This is a genomic window from Kitasatospora sp. NPDC058162, assembly GCF_042884005.1.
Taxonomy (GTDB): Bacteria; Actinomycetota; Actinomycetes; order Streptomycetales; family Streptomycetaceae; genus Kitasatospora.
The window spans coordinates 80986-100428 of the sequence record NZ_JBHVUS010000007.1; the positions used below are offsets into that span (position 1 = coordinate 80986).

The window sequence follows — 19443 nt, forward strand, 5'->3', positions numbered from 1 at the left end:
GCACCGGCTTACGGCACCGGCCGACGGCACCGGCTTACGGAACGAACCGACCTCCCGGCCGCCGCCCCGCTACCGTCGAGTAGGGTCCGAGCACGTCCGTCCGCCGCCCGAAACCCGAGGAGCACCGCATGTCCGACCTGCTGGAGGGCGCCCGCCCGGCGCCGGAGGTGCTGGCGGCGTTCGAGGCGGCCACCGGGTTCATGCCGGTGGACGAGGGCCTCGCGCTGTACGCGGCGGCGGTGGCGGCGGCCCGGCGGACCGGGCTGCCGGTGCTGGAGATCGGCACCTACTGCGGCCGCTCGGCGGTCCTGCTGGCCGCCGCGGCCCGGGAGGCCGGGACGGTCGCGCTGACCGTGGACCACCACCGCGGCTCGGAGGAGCAGCAGCCGGGCTGGGAGTACCACGACCCGACCCTGGTGGACCCGGAGGTCGGGCGGATGGACACCCTCCCCCGGTTCCGCCGCACCCTGCACGCCGCGGGGCTGGAGGAGCACGTGGTCGCGCTGGTCGGCCGGTCGCCGCAGATCGCCGCGGTGTGGGGGCGCCCGCTGGCGCTGGTCTTCATCGACGGCGGGCACACCGACGAGCACGCCACCGGCGACTACGAGGGCTGGGCGCCGCACCTGGCCCCGGACGGCCTGCTGGTCGTCCACGACGTGTTCCCGGACCCGGCGGACGGCGGCCAGGCGCCCTACCGGGTGTACCTGCGGGCGCTGGCCGAGGGCTTCGAGGAGGTCTCGGTGACCGGCTCGCTGCGCGTCCTGCGCCGGGCCGCCGCCTAGCGCCCGTCCGACCACCGCCCCCTGCGCCCACCGCTCCCGTCCGCCCCGCGGGATCACCCCCACAGCCGCGTCCCGATGCTCTAACGTCGTGCCGGGGCTGTCGGGCGGGGGTTCGAACGGTACGGTGTCCGCGCAGCACCAGGCAGCTGCGGCACGGGCGGCAGCACCAGGCAGAGCATCGGCGGACGGTGGGGGCTAGCGGCACATGACGGACCAGCACAACACCGCTCCGGCGGTCTGGGACCCGACCGCGCGCGGCGGCGCGGGCGGCTGGGTCCGCAATCCGCAGCGCCCGGACGCCGAATCCGCCCCCGCCGCACCACCCGCGCCCCCCGGCGCGGGCGCGGTCGGCGACCAGGGCCCGCCGCTGGGCGGCCGCCCGTACCTGTCCACCGCCCCGGGCTTCGGCCCGCCGCCGGACATGTCAGAGCCACCCCCAGCACCCCAGCCCGGCCCGGCACCCCAGCCGGACCCCGGGCCCGGGGCACCCACCGCCGCCCTCCCCCGGATCGGCCCGCAGCCCCCGGGCGCCCCGCCCGCGGCCACCCCGTTCCCCTCGCACGCCACCCCGCAGGACCGCGGCCCCCAGGGCGGGCCCCAGGGCGGGCCGCTCCCCGGCCCCGGGTACGTCTACCCGCCGCCGCCCCCGGTCGGCCCGTACCAGCAGGCGCCGGACCCGCAGGCCGGGTACGGGTACCCGCCGCCCCCGCACTCCCAGCCCCCGTACCCCCAGGGCCCGCACGGCGCCCAGCCCTACCCGGCCCAGCCCTACCCCGCCCAGCCGACCGCCGTCCCGCTCGGCGACAAGGACTACGAGGACGACGAGGACCGCCCGAACAACCGCAAGGCCCCGCTGCTGATCGGTTTCGCGGTGCTGCTGGTGCTGGCCGTCGGCGGCGGCCTGCTGTACGCGACCCAGGGCGGCGGCAAGAGCGACCAGGCCGCGCCCGCCCCGTCGACCGCCGGCGCGACCGGCTCCGGCAACCCGCAGCCCGCCCCGGCACCCACCGGCACCGATGCCGCCCCGAGCACCGCGGCCACGCCCGGCGACACCCCCTCCCCGACCGCGACCACCACCGGCCCGAACGCCAAGGCGCAGGCGCAGGGGCTGGACGGGCTGCTCACCGAGGGCGGGAACGCCCGGACCCAGATCGGCAACGCGGTCGCCAAGGTGAGCAGTTGCCCGTCGAAGGCCGACATCGAGAGCGCGGCGCAGGTCTTCGACAGCGGTGCCACCCAGCGCCAGGGGCTGCTGGGCAAGCTCGCCAAGCTGAGCGTCACGGACGTTCCGGGCGGCGCGGACGCGGTGAACTCGCTGAAGTCCGCCTGGCAGTTGTCCGCCGACATCGACAAGGCGTACGCGAGCTGGGCGCGCACCGTGGCCAAGCAGGGCTGCTCCGGCACCGCGCCGAGCACGCCGGACAAGAAGCACGCGGACGAGCTCAACCCCCAGGCGACCCAGGCGAAGTCCGACTTCCTGACCAAGTGGAAGCCGATCGCGGACGCCTACGGCCTCAACACGCCCACTTCGGACAGGATCTGAACCACTCGTGACCGGCCCGACCTCCCCCGCCCCCCGCCGTTCCGCCCTGCTGCGCGCCGCCACCGCGGTGGCCGTGGCCGTTCCGCTCTGCACGGCGGGCTGGCTGGGCTGGCGGGCCCTGGACGACTCCGGCCCGGCGGGCGCCGCGGCCTCCGCAACGCCCGCCGCCGCACCGCCCGCCGCCACGGCGTCCGGCGACCCGGGCCAGGCCACCCCGACGACCCCGCCCACCAGCACCGCACCGACCGGCACACCCACCGGCACGCCGACCGGCACACCCACCGACTCGCCCACCGGCACCCCGACGCCCACCGCCACGCCGGAGAGCCCGGCGCCCGGCCCCGGCGACCTCGCCGGCCGCACCGTCGTGCTCGACCCCGGCCACAACCCCGGCAACTTCTCCCACCCCACCGAGATCAACCGCCAGGTGGACGTCGGCAACGGCCGCAAGGAGTGCGACACCACCGGCACCGAGACCGACGCGGGCTACACCGAGGCCGACTACACCCTGGACGTCACCCGCCGGGCCCGCGCCCTGCTGACCGCCCGGGGCGCCAAGGTGGTGCTGGTGCAGGACGGCGACCGCCCGTGGGGCCCCTGCGTCGACGAGCGGGCCAGGGCGGGCGCCGACGCCCACGCGGACGTCGCGCTGTCGGTGCACGGCGACGGCGGCCCGGCGAGCGGCAGTGGCTTCCACGTGATCATGCCCGCCAAGGTGGTCGCCGGTAAGGCGGACAACTCGGCGATCATCGAGCCCTCGCACCGTCTGGGCCTGCTGCTGCGCGACCGCTTCCACGCCGCGACCGGCGAGCCGTACGCCGACTACATCGCGACCGACGGCCTGGACACCCGCTCCGACCTGGGCGGCCTCAACCTCTCCGCGGTTCCCAAGGTGTTCATCGAGTGCGGTAACATGCGCAACTCCGCGGACGCCCGGCGGATGACGGACCCTCAGTGGCGGCAGCAGGCCGCCCAGGGGATCGCCGACGCGCTGGCCGCCTACCTGACCACCCGCTGAGCTTGCCCGGCAAGGGAGTTGGGGCGGGCGGCCCCGATGGACGACACCCCACCGCGCCCGCACGGTTTGCAACGACTTCGACCCATTGCCGGTCCCGCCGTGCACCGGCGGGACGGTTGGCCCTAGGCTTCTGGTCCGTTCGGGAGTTTCGGCCGGTCGGACCGACCGCACGAATCACCGTCCACGACACGTCAACGAGGGGAACGTCAGTGAATCTGCGAGCGCTCACCAGGGGAGACGCCGCCGTCGCAGGCGCGGCCGTCCTGCTGTTCATCGCCTCCTTCCTGCCCTACTGGAGCGTGGACTGCAGCGGCCGGTACTGCGGGGCCACCTCGCAGAACGCGTGGAGCACCGAGCTGTTCCCCATCCTGCCGTCGATCTACCTGCTGGGGATCGCCGCCGCCGTCCTGATCCTGGTGCAGCGCTTCCAGGGCCCCGCCGCCGCCAACCGCCAGGTGCTCGGCCTGCGGCTGGACCAGTGGGGCATCGCGTTCGGCGTCGCCGCGCTCTGGACCTCGGTCTGGGCGCTGGGCGGCGGCCCGTCGGCCACCGCGCTCAGCCACGGCTTCGGCGCCTGGCTCGGCCTCATCTCGCTGATCGTGCTGGCCGGTGCGGCCGCGGCGGCACCGCTGGTGCCGGCGCTGCAGGCCCCGCTGGTCAACGACCGCCCGGCCGTCCCGTACCAGGGCGGCTACCCGATGCCGGGTCAGCCCGGCCACCCGGGTGCGCCCGGTCAGCCCGGCCCCGGCCAGTACGGCTACCCGGGCCAGGCCCACGACCCGGCCTTCGGCGCCCAGCCGGTCCCCGGCGGCTACGGCTACCCGGCCGCCGGCCAGCCGCAGCCGGGCCAGCCGGTGCAGCCGCAGGACGCGGGCGTCCCGGCTCCGCAGCCGACCCCGCAGCCGGCCCCGGCCGCCCAGCAGCCGGCCGCCCCGGCGGCGGACTTCCAGCCGTTCTGGTTCGCCGTCCCGGCCCCGCGCCAGCTGGCCCCGAAGGACAACCCGGTCGGCGCCCCGGTCGGCGAGGTCGTGCCGGGCACCTGGTACCTGGCCGTCGAGCAGCGCGGCGCGGCCCTGGTCGCCCAGCTGCCGGACGGCACCCAGGGCGTGCTGGCCGACACCGCGGGCATCCAGCGCGGCTGACGCCGTCCGACGGACGACCCGACGGGCACACGGAAGGGGCGGGACCGGATCACCGGTCCCGCCCCTTCGCCGTCCTCGGGGTGCGTCAGCAGCAGTCCTGGACCACCAGGCCGGCGGGCAGCTGGTCCCCGCCGAAGACCGCGACGGTCGCCGGGTCCCCGCCGAGCGCGGCGACCGCGAGCAGCAGCGCCCCGGCCGTCCAGGTGGTGCGCTCCTCGGGCCAGATCGCGTCGTCCTCGAAGACGTACCCGGTCCAGTACGAGCCGTCCTCGTGCCGCAGGTGCCGCTGGATCCAGCGCAGGATGTCCACCGCGCGGTCGGACTGGCCGATCGCCCAGAGCGCGAGCGCCAGTTCGGCGCTCTCGCCGCCGGTCACCCACGGGCGGTCGCTGACGCAGCGCACGCCGAGGCCGGGGACGACGAAGCGCTCCCAGTCCCGCTCGATCCGCGCCACCGCCGCGTCGCCGCGCAGGCCGGTGCCGAGCACCGGGTAGTACCAGTCCATCGAGAAGCGGTCCTTGTCGAGGAACCGCTCGGGGTGGTGGGCGATGGCGTGCCGCAGCCGGCCGGCCGCGAGCTCCCAGTCGGGCTGCGGCTCCTCCAGGTAGTCGGCGACGGCCAGGCCGCAGCGCAGCGCGTGCAGGATGCTGGACGAGCCGGTCAGCAGCGCCTCCTCGGTGGCGGCGCCGTCCTCGCCGACCCGCCAGGCGATCGGGCCGCCGGGCAGCCGCAGGCCGACGATGAAGTCCAGCGCCCGCCGGACCACCGGCCAGATCCACTCCAGGAAGGCGTCGTCGCCGGTGCTGAGGTGGTGGTGCCAGACCCCGACCGCGATGTACGCGCAGAAGTTGCTCTCCTTGGCCCGGTCGGTGACCGCGCCGTCGGTGTACGCGGCGTACCAGGAGCCGTCCGGGTTCTGCCGGGCGGCGAGCCAGCGGTAGGCGGCCTCGGCGGCGGCGTGCTCGCCGGCGGTGTCGAGGGCCATCGCGGCCTCGGTGTGGTCCCACGGGTCGAGGTGGTGGCCGGCGAACCAGGGGATGGCACCGTCGGGGCGCTGCTCGGCCAGGATGCTGCGCACGGTGTCGGCCGCCTGCTCGGCGTCCAGCACCCCGTCGAGCAGCAGCACCTCCGGGACGGCGGCGGTCATGCGCCCGCCCGCCGCGGCTTCGAGGCGTAGGCGACGAAGCTCTTGCCGATCAGCGGGTTGAGCGCCTTCTCGGCGGCCTTGGTGATCGAGCTGATCACCGGGGTGCCGACGATGTCCCAGACCAGCAGCTGGTGGTAGGCCTTGACCGGCAGCGCCTTGTCGTTGTCCACGCCGACCGCGCACTTGATCCACCAGTACGGCGAGTGCAGCGCGTGGGCGTGGTGGGTGCCGTACGGTTCCAGGCCGGCGTCCTTGAGCTTGCCGAGCAGTTCGTCGCCCCGGTAGATCCGGATGTGGCCGCCCTCGACCTCGTGGTACTCGTCGGACAGCGCCCAGCAGATCTTCTCCGGCAGCCAGCGCGGCACGGTGACGGCGAGCAGGCCGCCCGGCTTGAGGACCCGGAACATCTCGTTGAGCACGCCCTTGTCATCGGGTATGTGCTCCATCACCTCGGAGATGATGATCTTGTCGAAGTAGTCGTCCTCGAACGGCAGCGCCAGCGCGTTGCCCTCCATCGCGACCGCCGACGCGCCCTCGGGGGCCTCACCGGCCAGCTCCATCGCGGCGAACCACTTCTGGACCTCGGCGATCTCCTCGGCGTTCTGGTCGAGGGCGATCACGTTGGCGCCGCGGCGGTAGCACTCGAACGCGTGCCGGCCCCCGCCGCAACCCAGGTCGAGCACCCGGTCGCCGGGGGCGAGCGGGAAGCGCGAGAAATCGACGGTCAGCACTGCAGGGCTCCCATTCCTATTGCTACCAAGCACTCCTGACGTTCCGTCAGGCACCTCGCCTCGATCGCCCGGAGCAGGTCGCTCACGAGCGCGCCGCTCAGGGCACGTACCGCCAGCCCGGCCCGGAGCGGGCCCGGGCGCCGACGCCGGTGGCGATCGCCGCGCGGTACGCGTCGGCGGTCAGCTCGGCGGCCCGCTCCCAGGTGAACCGGGCCAGCACCCGCTCCCGGCCGGCCGCACCGAGCCCGGCGCGCAGCTCCGGGTCGTCCAGCAGCCGGCCGAGGGCGCCGGCCAGCGCGCCCGCGTCCCCCGGCGGCACGGCCAGGCAGGTCCCGCCGTCCGGACCGGCCACCTCGGGGATCGCCCCGCCGGTGGTGGCCACCAGCGGGGTGCCGGTGGCCATCGCCTCGGCGGCGGGCAGCGAGAAGCCCTCGTACAGCGACGGGACGCAGGCGACCTCGGCCGAGCGGTACAGGTCGACCAGCTCCCGGTCGCTCAGCCCGGTGCGGAACTCGATGTGCTCCGCGAGCCCGAAGCGGCGCACCGCCTCGGCCACCGGCCCGTCCTCCTTCTGCGGCTTGCCGACCACCACCAGGTGGGCGTCCCGCTCGGTGCGGACCTTGGCCAGCGCCTCGACCAGGAACACCAGGCCCTTGAGCGGCACGTCCGCGCTGGAGGTGGTGACGATCCGGCCCGGGACCCGCCCGATCTCCGCCGACGGCGACCAGAGCCGGGTGTCGGCACCGATCGGCACCACCGAGATGGCGCCGGGGGCGGCCCCCAGGTGCTCGGCGATCTCGCGCTGCGAGGTGCCGGAGACGGTGATCACGTGGTCCAGCCGGGCCGCGACCCGGCGCTGCATCCGGGTGAAGGCGTACCAGCGGCGCAGCGACAGCCGCTTGCCCCGGGTGGTGGCCGCGTCCAGCTCCAACTGCCGGTCCACGGTGATCGGGTGATGGATCGTGGTGACCAGCGGGAAGCCGTGCCGGGCCAGGCCCAGCAGGCCGTAGCCGAGGGTCTGGTTGTCGTGCACCACGTCGTAGCGGCCCTTGTGGCGGGCCAGGTACTGCCGGGCGCGCAGCGAGAAGGTGAGCGGCTCGGGGAAGCCGCCGGTGCGCATGGTGGCGAACTCCAGCACGTCCACCGGGCCGCGGAACTCGCCGCGGGCGGGGGTGCGGAAGGGGTCGTCGGCGCGGTAGAGGTCCAGGCTGGGCAGCTCGACCAGCCGCACCGAGCCGGGGCCGTCGACCTCGTCCAGCACGGGGAAGGGCTGGGCTCCGATCACGTCCACGTGGTGGCCGAGCCGGGCCAGCTCACGGGAGAGGTGCCGGACGTACACGCCCTGACCGCCGCAGAACGGGTCCCCGCGGTATGACAGCAGGGCAATCCGCAGCGGCTTCGCGGTCATCCTCGGCCCTCATCTCTGGCTGCTATCGGTGCGAGCGGCGCCCAAGGACGGCGCCGGTCGCTAAAGTAGATCAGGTTTCAGTGGCTGTGGAACTCGTCATCGACCGTGTGAACAATGAGAGACCTCGAAGATACCGGCCCGTAGCTTTCGCTCAGGAGCCAGGGCTGGTGATTCCCGCCACGCCGGGCCCGACCGAACGCGGGTCGACTTCGGTCGACCTTTCTGGAGCACGCCGCCACCCACGCGCCCCCGGGAGCACCCTTGCCGTCGCCGACCACCCCCGTGAGCCCCGCCCCGCCCGCCCAGGGCGAGCCGCCGCTGTCCGCGCGCCAGGCCGAGCGGCGGCGCCGGATCCTGCGCGCCGCCACCGCGCTGGCCGCCCGCGGCGGGTACGAGGCGGTGCAGATGCGGGAGGTCGCGGAGAGCGCGCAGGTCGCCCTCGGCACGCTGTACCGGTACTTCCCGTCCAAGGTCCACCTGCTGGTCGCGGTCATGCTGGAGCAGCTCCAGGGGCTCCAGGAGCACATCCGGCGGCACCCGCCGACCGACCCGGAGCCGGCCCTGCGGGTCGCCGACGCCCTCACCCGGGCGTTCCACGCGCTCCAGCGCGAGCCGCTGCTGGCCGAGGCGATGGTCCGGGCGCTCAGCTTCGCGGACCGCTCGGTCGGCACCGAGGTGGACCAGGTCAGCGCCGCCACCGGACAGCTCATCCTGGACGCCATCGGGCAGTCCGGCCCGCCCAGCGAGAGCCAGCGCGCGGCCGTCCGGGTGATCGAGCACACCTGGCACTCGGCCCTGGTCGCCTGGCTCTCCGGGCGCGCCTCGATCGCCGAGGTCCGGGCCGACCTGCACACCGCGGCGCGGCTGCTCACCCTGCCCTGACCGGCCCCCGGTACTGGAACCTGTTCCTGCTCCGCCCGCCCCGCTCCGCCCGCTCTGCGGCACACGGCCCGGCGGGCGGAGCGGGGCGGGCGGTTAGAGTCGACGGGCAGCACAACTCCATCCCGCTCCTCCCCCGGGGGAAGCCGGTGCGAATCCGGCGCTGACCCGCAACCGTGAGCCCGGCCGCGTCCCCGCGCGCCGGACGAGCCGGGGCACCCGGGGAGGGAACGAGCGGCGAGCCGGGCCCCGCGCGCCCGGCGACCGTCGAGGACTACGGAACGGCCCCGCCCGGGCCAACCACCGCTCACCGAAAGGCACACCCGCACCATGCTGACCGCCGCCCGCCTGGGCGCCGCCGCCCTGTCCGCCGCGCTGCTCACCGGCATCGCCGCCGGACCGGCCCTCGCCGACGTCCCCCCGCCCACCATCCCGGACGGCCTGTACGGCAAGAGCGACCCGACGTACGACGGCGTCTGGCGGCAGTCCCTCGCGCTCACCGCGCTGACGGCGGCCAAGATCACCCCCGCCGACTCCGCCGTCGGCTGGCTCACCGGGCAGCAGTGCGAGGACGGCGGCTGGCCCTCCTACCGGGCCCCCGGCGCGGCCTGCGACCCCAAGTTCGAGGACAGCAACGCCACCGCCGTCGCCCTCCAGGCCCTGATCGCCCTCGGCGGGCACCAGCCCGCCGTCGACAAGGGCGTGCAGTGGCTCAAGACCAACCAGAACGCGGACGGCAGCTGGGCCTACAACCCCGGCAACCCCGGCGACGCCAACTCCACCGGCCTCGTCGTCAACGCGCTGTTCGCCGCCCGGACCGACCCGGCCAGCATCGCCAAGCCCGGCACCGGGGGCGCCGCCGGGAAGAACGCCTTCGACGGCCTCGCCCGCTTCCAGCTCGGCTGCTCCGCCCCCGCCGACCAGCGCGGCGCCTTCGCCTACCAGCCGGACCAGGTCGCCGGCACCCTCACCCCCAACACCCTCGCCACCGCCCAGGCCGCCCTCGCCGCCGCCGGCGGCCACCTGCCGGTCGCCACCTCGGTGCGCGCCGACGCCGCCCCCAAGGCCCTCGCCTGCACCGACGGCTCCGCGCCCACGACCGTCCCGCACGCCGAAGCGGGCGAGGCCGTCAGCTCCTACCTCGCCGCCCAGCTCGCCTCCGGCGGCGAACACCTCACCCTCACCACCCCCGGCGCCGAGCCCAAGCCCGACTACACCGCCACCGCCTGGGCCGCCCTCGCGCTCACCCAGAGCGGCCACCCCGACCAGGCCACCGACGCCGTCGACTGGCTGGAGGGGCAGAGCGCCACCTGGACCAAGAACGGCACCGACGCCGCCGCCACCGCCACCCTCCTGCTGGTCGACCAGGCCGCCCACCGCGGCGACGCCGCCCTCACCGACCAGCTCACCGCCCTCGGCCCGGCCCCCAAGGCCGCCGCCGCCTCGCCGGCCACCACCGCGGCGAAGAAGAAGGGCGGCGACGGCTTCGGGCAGTTCTGGCTGATCGTCGTCGGCCTCCTCGTCGGCGTCGGCGGCGGGCTCCTGCTCAGCCTCCAGCGCAAGCGCAACCCCAACCTCTGATGCGCGCCCGCCCCGCTCCCGCCCGCCCCGCTCCCGGCCGTCGTGCGCGGCGGGCGTCCGCCGCCCTGCTCCTCCCGCTGCTCGGCGTGCTGGTGCTGCTGACCGCCGCCGCGCCCGCGCAGGCCGCCGGGTACCGGTACTGGTCGTTTTGGCGCGGGGCCGACGGCGGGGCGTGGACGTACCAGCAGCAGGGGCCCGCCGTCGCCGTGCCGCCCGACGGCGCGGTGGACGGCTGGCGGTTCGCCCTCAGCCCGGACGGCGGGCAGGACGCCGCGAAGCCGCGGACGGCGGCCGGGTTCGACGGGATCTGCGCCGCCACCCCCGCCCAGGACGGCCGCAAGCGGGTGGCCGTGGTGCTGGACTTCGGCACGGCCGAGGACGCCGGGGCGTCCGCCGCCCAGCCGCCGGAGCCGCGGACGGCCTGCGCGAGCGTCGCACCGCGCGCCACCTCGGCCGAGGTGCTGGCCGCCGTCGCCCCGCCGCTGCGCTACGACTCCAACGGCCTGCTGTGCGCCATCGCCGGCTACCCGAAGGCGGGTTGCGGTGACCAGGTGGACGCCGGCGCCGCCCAGCCGAACAGCGGCGCCGCGGCGTCCGACCACGGCAGCGGCCCGGACCTCGGCCTGGTCGCCGGTGGTGCGCTGGTCGCCGTCCTCGCCGGCGGCGCCGTCTGGCAGGCGCGCCGCCGCCGTCACTCCTAGGCACCCCCTACCCCTCCCCAGGACAGAACAGATCCGTGAGCAGCCCCGCCCGCCGCACCCGCCCGCCCGTCGGCCCACGCCAACTGCACCCCGGGGCCTGGTGGTTGTGGGCGCTCGGGCTGGGCGCGGCGGCGACCCGGACCACCAACCCGGTGGTCCTGCTGCTGATCGCCGCGACCGTCGGGTACGTGGTCGCGGCGCGGCGCGGCGACGCGCCCTGGTCGCGTTCGTACGGGGCGTTCCTGCGCCTCGGGCTGGTGGTGCTCGGCATCCGGCTGGTCTTCGCGGTGCTGCTCGGCTCGCCGGTCCCCGGCACCCACCTGCTGTTCACCCTGCCCGAAGTCCCGCTCCCCGCCTGGGCCCAGGGGGTGCGGATCGGCGGGCGGGTCACGCTGGAAGGGCTGCTCGCGACGCTGTACGACGGGCTGCGCCTGGCCACCCTGCTGGTCTGCGTCGGCGCCGCGAACTCGCTGGCCAGCCCGGCCCGGCTGCTGCGCGCCCTGCCGGGTGCGCTCTACGAGGCGGGCGTGGCCGTGGTGGTGGCGATGACCTTCGCGCCGAACCTGGTCGCCGACGTGCGCCGGCTGCGCGCCGCCCGTCGCCTGCGGGGCCGTACGGACAAGGGCGTCGCGGCCGTGCTGAGTGTCGGACTCCCCGTCCTGGAGGGCGCGTTGGAGCGGTCGATCGCACTGGCGGCGGCGATGGACACCCGCGGCTTCGGCCGCACCGCCGACGTCCCGCGCCGCCTGGCCCGGGCGACGGCCGCGCTCACCCTGGCCGGGCTGCTCGGGGTCTGCCTGGCCGCGTACGGACTGCTGACCGCCGGGGGCGGCGGCTGGGCACTGCCGGTGCTGCTGCTGGGCCTGGCCGCCGCCTTCGCCGGACTACTGCTCGGCAACCGACGGTCCGTCAGATCCCGCTACCGGCCTGACCCTTGGGCCGTTCCCGAGTGGCTGACCACGGGCTCCGGCGTCGCCGCGGCGGCCCTGGTCACGTACCTCGCGTCGCGGGATCCGGCCGCCTTCGCCCCCACCGTCGTCCCGCCGACCGTCCCCGAGCTGCCGCTGGCCGCCGTCCTGGCCGTACTCCTCGGCCTGGTACCGGCGTTCGCCGCCCCGACCCTGCCCCGGAGGGCATCGTGATCACCTTCGAGCAGGTCTCCGTCCGGTACGCGGACTCCGCCGCCCCGGCGCTGGCGGGAGTCGACCTCACCGTGCCCGAGGGCGAACTGTGCCTGCTGGTGGGCCCGTCGGGCTCCGGCAAGTCCACCCTGCTGGGGACGGTCAGCGGCCTGGTGCCGCACTTCACCGGCGGGGTGCTGCACGGCCGGGTGACCGTCGGCGGCCGGGACACCCGCAAGCACCGGCCGCGCGAACTCGCCGACCTGGTCGGCACGGTGGGCCAGGATCCGCTGGCGCACTTCGTCACCGACACCGTCGAGGACGAACTCGCCTACGGCATGGAGTCGTTGGGCCTGCCGGGCGACGTCATGCGGCGCCGGGTCGAGGAGACCCTCGACCTGCTCGGCCTCGCCGACCTGCGCGACCGCGCCCTGGGTTCGCTCTCCGGCGGCCAGCAGCAGCGCGTCGCGATCGGCTCGGTGCTCACCGTGCACCCGCGCGTGCTGGTCCTGGACGAGCCCACCTCGGCGCTCGACCCGGGCGCCGCCGAGGAGGTGCTGGCCGTGCTGCAGCGGCTGGTGCACGACCTGGGCACCACCGTGCTGATGGCCGAGCACCGGCTGGAGCGGGTGGTCCAGTACGCCGACCAGGTGCTGCTGCTGACCCCGGGCGCGGACCCGGTCCTGGGCGAACCGGCCGAGGTGATGGCGCACTCCCCCGTGCACCCGCCGGTGGTCGGCCTCGGCCGACTCGCCGGCTGGCGGCCGCTGCCGCTGTCCGTCCGGGACGCCCGGCGCAAGGCCGCCGCGCTGCGCGCCGACCTGGACGGGCGCGCGCCCGCCGCCGTCGCCGCTCCGGACGGTGCTCCGATCGCCGCCTGCGCCCGCCTGGCCGTACGGCGCGGCCCGGTCCAGGCCCTGCGCGGCGTCGACCTGGCGCTGCGCCCCGGCGAGATCGCCGCCCTGATGGGCCGCAACGGCGCCGGCAAGTCCACCCTGCTCGGCAGCCTGGTCGGCCTGCACGCCCCCGACTCCGGCACCGTCACCGTCGGCGGCCGCACCCCGCACCGCACCCGCCCCGCCGAACTGATCCGCCACGTCGGCCTCGTCCCCCAGGACCCGCGCGACCTGCTGTACGGCGAGAGCGTCGCCGCCGAGTGCGCCGCCGCCGACACCGACGCGGGCGCCCCCGCCGGCACCTGCCGCGCCCTGGTCGAACGCCTGCTGCCCGGCATCGCCGACACCGCCCACCCCCGCGACCTCTCCGAGGGCCAGCGGCTCACCCTCGCCCTCGCCGTCGTCCTCACTGCCCGGCCCCCGCTGCTGCTGCTCGACGAGCCGACCCGCGGCCTGGACTACGCCGCCAAGGCCCGGCTGGTGGAGATCCTGCGCGGGCTGGCCGCCGAGGGCCACGCCGTGCTGCTGGCGACGCATGACGTCGAACTGGCCGCCGAACTGGCGCACCGCACGCTGATCCTGGCCGAGGGCGAGATCGTCGCCGACGGGCCGACCGCAGAGGTGGTGGTCTCCTCCCCGGCCTTCGCCCCGCAGGTCGCCAAGGTGCTCGCGCCCGGGCCGTGGCTCACCGTCCAGCAGGTCGCGGAGGCGCTGAACATGGGAGAGGCGCTGAACACATGAACAGTGGACCCGTACCCCTCGGCCGTCGGTCCGTCGCAGCCCTGCTGCTCGTCTCCGCTGTCGGCGTGACGGCCTTCGGCTGGCCGCTGCTCGCCTCCACCAAGTCGGCCCTGGTCGGCCACTCGGCCGACGCGCCGTGGCTGTTCGCCCTGCTGCTGCCGCTGCTGCTGGCCGTCCTGATCGCCCAGATCTCCGAGGGCCGTTCGGCGGGCGGCGGGGCGCCGGGGCTGGACGCCAAGTCCGTCGCCCTGCTGGGGGTGCTGGCGGCGGCGGGCGCGGCCCTGCGTCCGCTGGGCGCGGGGACGGCGGGCCTGGAGCCGATGTTCTTCCTGATGGTGCTGTCGGGGCGGGTGCTCGGCCCCGGCTTCGGAATCGTCCTGGGCTCCCTGTCGATGTTCGCCTCCGCGCTGCTGACCGGCGGGGTCGGGCCGTGGCTGCCGTTCCAGATGCTCGCGATGGGCTGGGTCTGCCTCGGCGCGGGCCTGCTGCCGGGGTCCGCCACGCTGCGCGGCCGGCGCGAACTCCTGCTGCTGGCCGGGTACGGAGCGCTCTCCGCGGTCCTCTACGGCACGATCATGAACCTCCAGGGCTGGCCGTACATCGGCGGCCTGGCCGGTTCGATCTCCTTCCACCCCGGCGACCCGCTCTCCGCCAACCTGGTCCGCTTCGCCGCCTACTGCCTCACCACCTCCCTGGGCTGGGACCTGCCGCGCGCCGCCCTCACCGTGGTGCTGTGCCTCACCCTCGGCACGCACCTGCTGCGCGCCCTGCGCCGCACCACCCGGCGCGCGGCCTTCGACGCACCGGTCGGCTTCCGGCCGCCGCCGACCGGACGCCGGGAGGGCGAGGCCGGCCCCTAGAGTGGGCGTTCGAACCGCACGCCAGAACGGGAGATCCCCAGTGTCCGACGAGCCCCTCGACATCGACGAAGACGATGAGGACGAGGACGATCCCTGGATCGTCGCAACCTGCCCCGTCGGGCCCGAACTGGCCGCACAGATCGCCGGGATGATGGAACTCGACTGGACGGACGGCGACGCCGGCGAGAAGGCGATGACGGCCGCCGGCTGGCGCTCGACCGGCGACTACCTGGGCGAGCTCAACGAGAAGGCCTACACGCCCGCGGGCCACTTCGTGTACGGCGACGAGTGCCTGTTCATGCCGTTCGCGTACGAGTACTACGTCCACCCCGACGGGCCGATGGGCGAGGACTTCTGGGGCGAGCTCCCCGGCTGGCAGAGCCTCGTCGACCCGCCGGTCGGCACCTTCGACGCCCGCATCGACTCCGTCGTCGACCAGTTCACCGCTCTCCTCGGGCCGCCCGACCACGACGTGACCCACGAACGCCGCCCGGCCCTCGACCACCGCTGGCGCTACCGGATCTGGCGCCGGGGCGACAACCTCCTGGTGGTGGCGCCGGGACTGGACGGCTTCTCGTACTCCCAGTTCGAGCACGCCTTCGTCCAGATCCGTCCCCTCCCGGCGGGCGCACCGCTGCCGCCGTCCACCGAGCTGCCCGGCCTCTTCCGCTGGTAGCCGCCCGTCCTCCGGTCCTCGTGCACCCCGGCTGCTCGGCCGGGGTGCACGAGGAGGCGCACCGTCAGATGAGCCCCTTGGTCGGGTCGCCGGCGGGGAACGCGTCCAGGACGGCGACGTCGGCGGGCTCCGCGAGCGCGTCCGCCAGGGCGGGGCCGAGGGCGGCCAGCGGGGCACCGGTGCTGTGGGCGTCGAGGGCGGCCTGGTCGGCCCACTTCTCGACGACGGTGATCCGGTCGGGGCCCGCGTGGACGGCGTAGAGCTGGCAGCCGTCCTCGGCGTGGATGGCCGGGGTGTGCTGCTCGAAGGCGGCCAGCACTTCGTCGCGACGGCCGGGCTTGGTTCTGATCGTGGCGATGACGACGGGCATGTGGATCTCCAATGGTGGTGAGACGGGCAGGTGCGCGACGGCCGCGGTCGGCCGGCCGTCGGACCTCACCAGTCCAGGGCGGACCGGGCGAGGGCGGCGAGGCCGAGGGCAGCCGGGAGTTCGACGAGGAAGGCCATCGCGAGGGCGGTGTACCAGGCGCCGCCGCCCTCGGCGGTCATCACGTCGAACCAGGCGTCGAGGAGGAGCAGGGTGGCGGCCGCGGCGGCGGCCAGGGCGGTCAGGCGTGAGCGCCGGACGAGCAGCCTGGCGGTGGCGATCAGGCCGGCGACCTGGAGGACGTCCATGCCGATCCACACCGTGGACCAGTTCCTGACCTCGGCCTGCCCGCGGGTGACCGACCCGAGGACCAGGATCCAGGCGAAGAGCAGGACCGCGACGACGACCAGCCCCCCGCCCAGGAGTGTGCGGGAGCGCTCCGCTGTCGGGTCCGCTGTTCCCAGGCGGTCGAGCGCCGCACGCACCGGCCGACCGTCCCCCGTTGACGTTCTCATGTTCGAGAATCTACCCACCCCCTCCCGGCACCCGGCGGGCGGTACCCGCAGGCCGGGCCCGTCGCCCGGTGCCGACGGGCCCGGTTTCACCTCGCGCCCGAACGGGTGAAATCCCCGGATTCGTCGCCCGCGATGGTGCGTGCGCCCCCGTCGTACACGACACGCCCTGTCGAGCCACCTGCCGACCACCGACAGGTCAACGTAACTTTGACGGATCGTCATCTCACCAGGCCGCCCGGCTGGATCCGTCTCCGTCGAACGGTGGTTGCCATGCGACGCCCCTCCCTGCTCCCCCCGCGGATGCGACGCCCCTCTCCGCTACCCCCGCGAACGCGACTCCTCCGGATGCGACTCCCGCGGACGCGACTCCTGGGGACGCGACTCCTCCGACTCGGGCTCGGCGGCTGCCTCCTGGCCGCCGTCACCACCGGCAGCGCCGCAGCCGCCCCGGACGAACGCGCACAGGACGGCCCCGGCGGGCAGGAGCAGCGCATCGAGAGCCTGCTCGCCCAGCTCACCACCGACGAGAAGGTCACCCTGCTGCGCGGCCAGGACGCCCCGGCCGGCGTGAGCTCCGTCGGCTACGTCGCGGGCGTGCCCCGGCTCGGCATCCCGCCGCTGCTGCTGTCCGACGGCCCGTCCGGCGTCCGGGACGGCCGGCCGGCGACCGCGCTGCCCGCGCCCGTCGCCCTGGCCGCCGCCTTCGACCCGGCGCTGGCCGCGCGGTACGGCGACGTGCTGGGCCGGGAGGCCCGGGCGCGCGGCTACCAGGTGCTGTACGCGCCGATGGTGAACATCGTGCGGATCCCCCAGGGCGGCCGGGACTTCGAGACGCTGGGCGAGGACCCGCACCTCGCCGGGCAGCTCGCCGCCGCCGAGGTGCGCGGCATCCAGGCCCAGCACGTCGCGGCGCAGGTCAAGCACTTCGCGGCCAACAACCAGGAGGACAACCGCCAGTCGTACAGCTCGGAGGTGGACGAGCGCACGCTGGCCGAGATCGAGCTGCCCGCCTTCCGCGCGGCCGTCCGGAACGGTCGGGCCTGGTCGGCGATGTGCGGCTACAACCCGGTCAACGGGATCTGGGCGTGCGAGCACTTCCCGCTGCTGCGCGACGTGCTGAAGGGCCGCTGGGGCTTCGACGGGGTGGTCGGCTCCGACTACCCGGCCACCCACTCCGCCGTCAACGCCGCGGCGGGCGGGCTGGACCAGGAGTTCGGCGGTTCGACCTACTTCGCCGACCTTCCCGCCGCCGTGGCGGACGGCCGGCTCGCCCCGGCCGTGCTCGACGACCAGGTCCGCCGGGTGCTGCGGCTGATGGCGCGCACGGGGGCGCTCGACGGAGCCCAGGCGCCCCCGGCCGACCCGGCCGCCGGCGCGCGCGACGCCCGGACCGCAGCCGCCGCCGGAACGGTTCTGCTGCGCAACGAACGGGCCGCGCTGCCGCTGGACGCCGCCCGGCTGAAGTCCGTCGCGGTGATCGGCCCCTGGGCGGACCGCGCCTACACCGGCGGCGGCGGATCCTCCCACGTCACCCCCTACGCCGAGCACACGGTGACGCCCCGCCAGGGCATCGCGGCCCGGGTCGGCCCGAACACCGAGGTGCGCTACCACCCCGGCGACGACGCCGACGCGGCCGCCGCCCTGGCCACGGGGGCGGACGCCGCGGTGGTGGTGGTCGGCGACGAGGAGACCGAGGGCGCCGACCGCGGCTCGCTGCACCTCAGCGACGCGGACGACGCGCTGATCCGGGCCGTCGCCCGGGCCAACCCGCGCACGGTGGTGGTGCTGGACACCGGCGGGCCGGTCACCATGCCCTGGCTGGACACGGTGCCCGCCGTGGTCGAGGCCTGGTACCCGGGCGAGCAGAGCGGCGCCGCCCTCGCCGACGTGCTGTTCGGCGACGTCGACCCGGCCGGGCGGCTGCCCGTCACCTTCCCGACCTCCGCCGATGCCACCCCGATCCGGGACGCCGCCCAGTACCCGGGCACGGACGGCGCGTACCACTACACCGAGCGCCTCGGCACCGGCTACCGCTGGTACGACGCCAGCGGCACCGCCCCGCTGTTCCCCTTCGGCCACGGCCTCTCGTACACCAGCTTCGACTACGGCGGCCTCACCGTGACCGGCCCCGACCCGGCCGGCCGGGTCCGGGTCGGCTTCGACCTGCGCAACCGCGGCTCCCGGACCGGCACCGAGGTGCCCCAGCTGTACCTGGCCTTCCCGTCCGCGGCCGGCGAACCGCCGCAGCAGCTCAAGGCCTTCGACAAGGTCACCCTGGCGCCCGGCGCTTCGACCCACGTGGAACTGCGGCTGGACCGCTCCGCCTTCGCCGTCTGGGACGAGGGCGTCCACGGCTGGGGCGTCCCCGGCGGGCCGTACGGCCTCACCGTCGGCTCCTCCTCCCGCGCACCCCGGCTCCGGGGCACGGTGGACGTGCCCGGTTCCCCCGCCGTCTCCACCTGGTCCGGGCGGATCACCGGCTCCGACGGCTCCTGCCTGGACGCCGGGGCCACCGCCGACGACCCCAACGCGGCCGTGCAGTCCGCGAGTTGCGCGGGCACGACGGCCCAGGACGCCACCGTCGGCTCGGACGGCGGCATCGGCCTCCTGGACGGCTGCCTCACCCCGGCCGGCTCCGCCGACGGCTCCCCCGTCCGCCTGCGGGACTGCACCCGGGCCCCCGACCAGGAGTGGCGCCTGCGCCCGGACTCCTCGCTGCTGCACCCGGCCTCCGGCCGCTGCCTCACCGCCGCCGACGGCCGCCCGCTGCTGCGGGACTGCTCGGGCGCCGCCGAGCAGCGCTGGGCCACCCCCCGCCCGAGCGGCCCGCTGACCGGCATCGCCGGGCAGTGCGTGGACGTCGCCGGGGCGTCCACCGCCGACGGCACCGCCGTCCAGCTCTACCACTGCAACTCCACCGGCGCCCAGGACTGGTCCGTCCGGCAGGACGGCTCACTGCGGGCCTACGGCAAGTGCCTGGACGCCACCGACGGCCGGACCACCGCCGGCACCCCCGTCCAGCTCTACGACTGCAACGGCTCCGGCGCCCAACGCTGGCAGCCGCGCGAGGACGGCACCCTCCTCAACCCCGCCTCCGGACGCTGCCTGGACACCCGGGGCGGCGGCAGCGCCGACAGCACCGGACTCCAGCTCTGGGACTGCCTGGGCACCGCCAACCAGTCCTGGAAGCTTCCCAGTTAGAACCCCGGCCGTGACGTGGCAGTCGACGGCGGGAGCGGTACCCACTCCGCCCCGCCACCGGAATCCGCTCCACCGCTGATTCCCCCTCCACCATTCGAAAGGGCGGAACGCACCCGTACGCTGTCCCGCAACGC

Annotated in this window: 17 protein-coding genes and 1 riboswitch; of the genes, 12 read left to right on the top strand and 5 right to left on the bottom strand. The window is 75.7% G+C overall.

What is annotated here, in order from left to right; translation table 11 throughout:
* The first annotated feature begins 128 nt into the window (after nucleotides 1-128).
* The 4 genes from ACFVXG_RS16070 (at nucleotide 129) to ACFVXG_RS16085 (ending at nucleotide 4485) form a co-directional block, all read left to right on the top strand.
* Nucleotides 129-782 carry a class I SAM-dependent methyltransferase gene (locus tag ACFVXG_RS16070; protein WP_387927969.1) on the top strand — a complete coding sequence of 218 codons (654 nt, stop codon included), beginning with the start codon at nucleotides 129-131 and terminating at the stop codon, nucleotides 780-782.
* A 205-nt stretch (nucleotides 783-987) separates the two neighbouring features.
* Nucleotides 988-2325, top strand: a complete 1338-nt coding sequence (locus ACFVXG_RS16075) for a hypothetical protein (RefSeq protein WP_387927971.1) — start codon at nucleotides 988-990, stop codon at nucleotides 2323-2325.
* A gap of 7 nt (nucleotides 2326-2332) precedes the next feature.
* Nucleotides 2333-3343, top strand: coding sequence for an N-acetylmuramoyl-L-alanine amidase (locus ACFVXG_RS16080; protein ID WP_387927972.1), 1011 nt, complete (start codon nucleotides 2333-2335; stop codon nucleotides 3341-3343).
* A gap of 209 nt (nucleotides 3344-3552) precedes the next feature.
* A complete protein-coding gene (locus tag ACFVXG_RS16085) occupies nucleotides 3553-4485 on the top strand; it encodes a hypothetical protein (protein ID WP_387927974.1) in 933 nt (310 codons plus the stop codon).
* An 85-nt stretch (nucleotides 4486-4570) separates the two neighbouring features.
* Here the strand turns inward: ACFVXG_RS16085 and ACFVXG_RS16090 are convergent, their stop codons facing one another.
* The 3 genes from ACFVXG_RS16090 to ACFVXG_RS16100 form a co-directional block, all read right to left on the bottom strand.
* On the bottom strand, nucleotides 4571-5632 hold the full coding sequence (locus tag ACFVXG_RS16090; RefSeq protein ID WP_387927975.1) for a prenyltransferase: 1062 nt from the start codon (nucleotides 5630-5632) through the stop codon (nucleotides 4571-4573).
* A complete protein-coding gene (locus tag ACFVXG_RS16095; RefSeq protein WP_350504659.1) occupies nucleotides 5629-6363 on the bottom strand; it encodes a class I SAM-dependent methyltransferase in 735 nt (244 codons plus the stop codon). Before ACFVXG_RS16095 ends, ACFVXG_RS16090 begins: the two co-directional genes overlap by 4 nt.
* Nucleotides 6364-6460: 97 nt before the next feature.
* On the bottom strand, nucleotides 6461-7771 hold the full coding sequence (locus ACFVXG_RS16100) for a glycosyltransferase family 4 protein (RefSeq protein WP_387927977.1): 1311 nt from the start codon (nucleotides 7769-7771) through the stop codon (nucleotides 6461-6463).
* 261 nt (nucleotides 7772-8032) lie between these two features.
* Between ACFVXG_RS16100 and ACFVXG_RS16105 the strand changes: the two genes are divergently transcribed.
* The 7 genes from ACFVXG_RS16105 (at nucleotide 8033) to ACFVXG_RS16135 (ending at nucleotide 15226) form a co-directional block, all read left to right on the top strand.
* A complete protein-coding gene (locus ACFVXG_RS16105; RefSeq protein WP_387927978.1) occupies nucleotides 8033-8653 on the top strand; it encodes a TetR family transcriptional regulator in 621 nt (206 codons plus the stop codon).
* Nucleotides 8654-8790: 137 nt separating this feature from the next.
* Nucleotides 8791-8870, top strand: a riboswitch (cobalamin riboswitch).
* Nucleotides 8871-8980: 110 nt separating this feature from the next.
* Nucleotides 8981-10231 (top strand): prenyltransferase/squalene oxidase repeat-containing protein, encoded by a 1251-nt coding sequence (locus ACFVXG_RS16110; protein WP_387927980.1) that lies wholly within the window; start codon nucleotides 8981-8983, stop codon nucleotides 10229-10231.
* Complete coding sequence (locus tag ACFVXG_RS16115; RefSeq protein ID WP_387927981.1) at nucleotides 10231-10932, top strand: SCO2322 family protein; 702 nt, start codon at nucleotides 10231-10233, stop codon at nucleotides 10930-10932. Before ACFVXG_RS16110 ends, ACFVXG_RS16115 begins: the two co-directional genes overlap by 1 nt.
* Before the next feature lie 35 nt (nucleotides 10933-10967).
* Nucleotides 10968-12074 (top strand): energy-coupling factor transporter transmembrane protein EcfT, encoded by a 1107-nt coding sequence (locus tag ACFVXG_RS16120; protein ID WP_387927983.1) that lies wholly within the window; start codon nucleotides 10968-10970, stop codon nucleotides 12072-12074.
* Nucleotides 12071-13690, top strand: a complete 1620-nt coding sequence (locus ACFVXG_RS16125; protein WP_387927985.1) for an ABC transporter ATP-binding protein — start codon at nucleotides 12071-12073, stop codon at nucleotides 13688-13690. Before ACFVXG_RS16120 ends, ACFVXG_RS16125 begins: the two co-directional genes overlap by 4 nt.
* Nucleotides 13687-14550 carry an ECF transporter S component gene (locus tag ACFVXG_RS16130; RefSeq protein ID WP_387927987.1) on the top strand — a complete coding sequence of 288 codons (864 nt, stop codon included), beginning with the start codon at nucleotides 13687-13689 and terminating at the stop codon, nucleotides 14548-14550. Before ACFVXG_RS16125 ends, ACFVXG_RS16130 begins: the two co-directional genes overlap by 4 nt.
* A 40-nt stretch (nucleotides 14551-14590) precedes the next feature.
* On the top strand, nucleotides 14591-15226 hold the full coding sequence (locus ACFVXG_RS16135) for a hypothetical protein (protein WP_387927989.1): 636 nt from the start codon (nucleotides 14591-14593) through the stop codon (nucleotides 15224-15226).
* Nucleotides 15227-15290: 64 nt separating this feature from the next.
* Here ACFVXG_RS16135 and ACFVXG_RS16140 read toward each other — a convergent pair whose 3' ends face one another.
* A complete protein-coding gene (locus ACFVXG_RS16140; protein ID WP_387927990.1) occupies nucleotides 15291-15596 on the bottom strand; it encodes a putative quinol monooxygenase in 306 nt (101 codons plus the stop codon).
* A gap of 65 nt (nucleotides 15597-15661) precedes the next feature.
* Nucleotides 15662-16108, bottom strand: coding sequence for a hypothetical protein (locus ACFVXG_RS16145; protein ID WP_387927992.1), 447 nt, complete (start codon nucleotides 16106-16108; stop codon nucleotides 15662-15664).
* Between the two features lie 345 nt (nucleotides 16109-16453).
* On the opposite strand from ACFVXG_RS16145, the gene ACFVXG_RS16150 reads away from it, so the two are divergent.
* Nucleotides 16454-19309: a glycoside hydrolase family 3 C-terminal domain-containing protein gene (locus ACFVXG_RS16150; protein WP_387927994.1), complete on the top strand. Its 2856-nt coding sequence runs from the start codon at nucleotides 16454-16456 to the stop codon at nucleotides 19307-19309.
* Nucleotides 19310-19443: the final 134 nt, after the last annotated feature.

Bases quoted from the DNA above. Each gene is read 5' to 3' on its own strand.
- ACFVXG_RS16070 (WP_387927969.1), top strand. From the start codon at position 129: ATGTCCGACCTGCTGGAGGGCGCCCGCCCGGCGCCGGAGGTGCTGGCG.
- ACFVXG_RS16075 (WP_387927971.1), top strand. From the start codon at position 988: ATGACGGACCAGCACAACACCGCTCCGGCGGTCTGGGACCCGACCGCG.
- ACFVXG_RS16090 (WP_387927975.1), bottom strand. From the start codon at position 5,632: ATGACCGCCGCCGTCCCGGAGGTGCTGCTGCTCGACGGGGTGCTGGAC.
- ACFVXG_RS16100 (WP_387927977.1), bottom strand. From the start codon at position 7,771: ATGACCGCGAAGCCGCTGCGGATTGCCCTGCTGTCATACCGCGGGGAC.
- ACFVXG_RS16110 (WP_387927980.1), top strand. From the start codon at position 8,981: ATGCTGACCGCCGCCCGCCTGGGCGCCGCCGCCCTGTCCGCCGCGCTG.
- ACFVXG_RS16115 (WP_387927981.1), top strand. From the start codon at position 10,231: ATGCGCGCCCGCCCCGCTCCCGCCCGCCCCGCTCCCGGCCGTCGTGCG.
- ACFVXG_RS16130 (WP_387927987.1), top strand. From the start codon at position 13,687: ATGAACAGTGGACCCGTACCCCTCGGCCGTCGGTCCGTCGCAGCCCTG.
- ACFVXG_RS16140 (WP_387927990.1), bottom strand. From the start codon at position 15,596: ATGCCCGTCGTCATCGCCACGATCAGAACCAAGCCCGGCCGTCGCGAC.
- ACFVXG_RS16145 (WP_387927992.1), bottom strand. From the start codon at position 16,108: ATGAGAACGTCAACGGGGGACGGTCGGCCGGTGCGTGCGGCGCTCGAC.
- ACFVXG_RS16150 (WP_387927994.1), top strand. From the start codon at position 16,454: ATGCGACTCCCGCGGACGCGACTCCTGGGGACGCGACTCCTCCGACTC.